We start from the raw sequence: 3,542 nt of genomic DNA on the forward strand, positions 1-3,542 counted from the left end.
ACACCACGTGCATCCTCGGCAACAAGGGGCCGAAGGCGCGCGTGCACAAGGTGGGTGCGCCGACGCGCCGGGCCGCGTCGCCGTGCGCGATGACGGGCGGCGGCTGCTCGTAGGGCGAGGGGCGAGGGGTCGCTAGCGTCCGAGAACGACGTCGACGCCGGCGAGCACGAGATCGAGCTTCGCATCCGTCAGAGCCCCCGCGCGGTCAGTCAGCGACGCGCGGTCGAGCGTGACGATCTGTGACACGTTCGCGACCGAGTCCTTCGGCAGTCCGGTAGCCGCTGCCGGAAGCAGCACGTTGCCCGGCGCGTCAGCCCAACGCAGGTCGCTCGTGAGCGAGACGCACACCGTCGTGGGGATGCGGCTCCGGTTGAACGAGTCGCCCTGGATGACGACGACCGGACGCCTGAAGCCCGGCTCGGAGCCTGACGGCTCACCGAGTTCGGCCCACCACACGTCGCCCTGAGAGATCACCACTCGGTCCGCCCGAGCGTCTCGCGTGCCGCTGCCGACACGAAGGCGGTGTCGACCGGTGATACCTCAGCGCAGACGATGTCCAGCGCCGCAGTGACGCTCTCGGCCGAGTGACGGGCGACGTACTCCCGCACCGCACGGCTGTACAGCTGGCTGCGCGACTGGTTCGACTCCCGAGCGAGCCGGTCGGCTTCGGCGAACAGGTCGTCGGGTATGGAGATGGCCGTCTTCATACCCGGAGTATAACCACCTGCGAGCCGAGTCGCAATATGCTTCTCGCGTCATCATCACTCGCGTGTTATCCTGACCGCATGAACCCCGCATCTGACATCGGCGCCGCACTCGTGGCCGCGCGCAGGGCGCTCGGCGTCTCGCAGCGCGAGCTCGGCGAGCGGCTGGGCGTGAAGCAGTCGCAGGTCGCGCGCTGGGAGCGCGACGCATACCGGCCCGCTTCCCTGGAGCGCGTGGAGGCGGTGGCCCGCGCGCTCGGGATCGAGCTGACGACGCAGGGCTCGGTCGCGGCGGAGGACGCGTCGCAGTACGGATGCGCGATCGCGGTCACCCGCGAGGACCGGGACGCCGCCGTGCGCGAGGCGCGTCGTGCGGGCGTCACGCCCGAGGAGTACGTCCACCGCGCCTTGCTCGCCGCCCTGCCGCCGGACGCCGGCGCTCCGTGGATGCGCTACGCGGGCATCGTCGAGAGCGGAGACCCGCGCGCGAGCGGCACCGTCGACGAGGTCGTGTACGGCCATGAGGACTGAGGCGTACGTCGACACCTCGGCGCTGATCGCGTTCATGGACCGCACCGACGCGCACCATGCGGCGTTCCGCTCGCTGTTCGCCGACCCGCCTCCGCTGGTGACCACCCCGCTCGTGATCGCCGAGGGCCACGCGTGGTTCCTGCGGCGCTTCGACCGTGCGCTCGCGCTGCGGTTCCTCGCGCTCGTGGAGGACCTCGCACCGCTCACCGTCGTGCCGGTCGGCCCTGCCGAGCAGGCGGCAGCCACAGAGCTGCTGCGCCGGTTCGCCGACCAGGACCTGACGATCGCGGACGCCGTCGGGCTGCACGTGATGCGAGCGAGGCGTGTGAGCGCATGCTGGTCGACCGACCGGCACCTCGGACTGACGGGCGTGCCGCTGGCGGTGCGGGAACGCTGACCCGCACAGCGCGCGACGAGGGCCCCGGCTGCGTGCCGGGGCCCTCGTGTCCGTGCGATGTGTCAGCGCGCTGCGGCTACGACCCGCCGGTCAGCTCGCCCGTCACGTCGAAGGCATCGATCCATACGTTCGTGCCGGCAGATGCCGGGTTCTTCGAGCCGAAGCACTCGATCTTGAGCGTGTGCGGGCCATTGTCGAGACCCGATACGCTGTACAGAACCTCGCCGAAGCGGTTCGCGTTCGAGTACAGGTCGACCGTGGCGACGAGCACGCCGTCCAGGTAGACGCGCGCCTTGCCCGCCGAGGTGGTCCTCGCCCCGATCCAATCGATGCCGGTGCCGTCGAACGTCGCGGTCACCGACTTGCCGATGCCGCTGGCGCACCGCGCGGAACCGGCCGAGAGCTGGGTCCGAGCGACCGAGGACCACGCGCCGACCCACGCGAGCTGCGGCGCGGTCTGCTCGTAGCGCTGCGTGACGAGGGGCGCCTCCAGCTCGTAGAAGTACGCCGAACCGGCGTCTTCGCCTCTCTCGTTGTCGTCACACAGACTCCCGATCAGTATGTGGTTGCCCGAGATGGCGACTCCCTGCTGACCAGCGTACTGATCCCAGCCGGCGCGGTCGGAAGCCATGTAGATCTCCTGCTCGGTCCAAGTGCCACCGGCGCCGGAGAACCGATACGCGCAGCCGGTGCGTCCGTCATCGCCGAACGCCGACGCCACGATGTTGGCCCCGTCGAACGCGACCCATGCACCAAAGTAGTCGTTCCACGAACCATCCGAGGCTTGGATTCTGGTCCGCTCCGCCCACGTATCGCCGCTTCCGGTGAAGACCCAGACCGAACCGTTGCCGAGGTCACCCTCGTTTGACCCGATGACGGCCGTACCGCCGCAAAGGGCGACCGAGCAGCCGAAGCTCTGCCCCATCCCTGGGAAGCGCACTGAGGGATCCAGCTTGGCCCGCTGACTCCAGATGCCGCCGCTACGGGTGAAGACGTAGGCTGAACCCGACCAACCGTCGGCCCAGCCACCGCGGGCGCCTATCAGGGCCGTGTCTCCATCGAGGTCGACTGCGCAGCCGAACATCTGTGGAGCACCGTAGTCACTGGTGAGGACCGCCTGCTTGGACCACGTGCCGGCGCTTCGCGTGTAGACGTAGACGCGCTCGTTGCCAGCGAACAGGATGGTGTCGCCGTCGATGGCAGCGTGCTGTATCCAGTCGGGCGTGTCCGGGTAGAGTGTCTGTTGCAGGGTCCACGAGTCGCCTGCTCCGGTGTAGACGTGGACCGCACCGCCGTTGCCGCTCTGCGTGACCACGATGGTGTTGCCGTCGATGTCCACGGCATGCCCGAACTCATCATTGACACTGCGACTAGCGGAGACGAGCTTCGCACGTTGCGTCCATGCCCCGCCTGAATGGGTGAACACATACGCCGATCCCATGTTGTCGTCATATCGGGCCCCCACCACAGCGGTGTCGCCCTGCATCGCGGTGGCCCAGCCGAAGGCATCGTACGCCGCGCCGTCGGACGCGAGGACCTTCTGTTCTGGCGGTGCCGCCATAGCGGGCACGGCGACAGTCACAGCCGCCACCGCGAGACACATCGCGAGCAGGAGTCTCAGCGACCTCCCCAGCGCATGAACGCTACGACGTTGAAGTGATGCGTAGGACATGACCCGCCTCCTCTGTACGGACGTGCACCGAATCATCAGCCCGCGATGGACCCAGCGGCGACGCGCCTCAGAGGCGAGGCACAATCCTCGAGAATCCTTTGCGATTGCCTGGATGATGCGTTGGCCGCCAAGGTCCGTCAAGTCAACCAACGCGAAGTCCGTAGACAGATCGATACGCCCCATGCGGGGACTGTGAAGAAGGTCACTTGACTTCCAGACGGGTGAGCGCGGATGGGCG

At 68.3% G+C, this 3,542-nt stretch carries 5 protein-coding genes; 2 read left to right on the forward strand and 3 right to left on the reverse strand.

The features are described 5' to 3' along the window. Positions 1-132: 132 nt before the first annotated feature. Positions 133-477: a type II toxin-antitoxin system PemK/MazF family toxin gene (locus FDZ70_07855; protein TLM73183.1), complete on the reverse strand. Its 345-nt coding sequence runs from the start codon at positions 475-477 to the stop codon at positions 133-135. Beyond that, positions 471-707: a ribbon-helix-helix protein, CopG family gene (locus FDZ70_07860; protein TLM73184.1), complete on the reverse strand. Its 237-nt coding sequence runs from the start codon at positions 705-707 to the stop codon at positions 471-473. Before FDZ70_07860 ends, FDZ70_07855 begins: the two co-directional genes overlap by 7 nt. 36 nt (positions 708-743) lie before the next feature. Between FDZ70_07860 and FDZ70_07865 the strand changes: the two genes are divergently transcribed. Both FDZ70_07865 and FDZ70_07870 read left to right on the forward strand, forming a co-directional pair. Continuing rightward, positions 744-1,235 (forward strand): helix-turn-helix transcriptional regulator, encoded by a 492-nt coding sequence (locus FDZ70_07865; GenBank protein TLM73185.1) that lies wholly within the window; start codon positions 744-746, stop codon positions 1,233-1,235. After that, positions 1,225-1,632, forward strand: coding sequence for a type II toxin-antitoxin system VapC family toxin (locus tag FDZ70_07870; protein ID TLM73186.1), 408 nt, complete (start codon positions 1,225-1,227; stop codon positions 1,630-1,632). Before FDZ70_07865 ends, FDZ70_07870 begins: the two co-directional genes overlap by 11 nt. A 76-nt stretch (positions 1,633-1,708) precedes the next feature. On the opposite strand, the gene FDZ70_07875 is transcribed toward FDZ70_07870, so the two are convergent. Continuing rightward, on the reverse strand, positions 1,709-3,487 hold the full coding sequence (locus FDZ70_07875) for a hypothetical protein (GenBank protein ID TLM73187.1): 1,779 nt from the start codon (positions 3,485-3,487) through the stop codon (positions 1,709-1,711). Between the last annotated feature and the right edge of the window lie 55 nt (positions 3,488-3,542).

The sequence above is a fragment of the Actinomycetota bacterium genome, from assembly GCA_005774595.1.
Taxonomy (GTDB): Bacteria; Actinomycetota; Coriobacteriia; order Anaerosomatales; family D1FN1-002; genus D1FN1-002.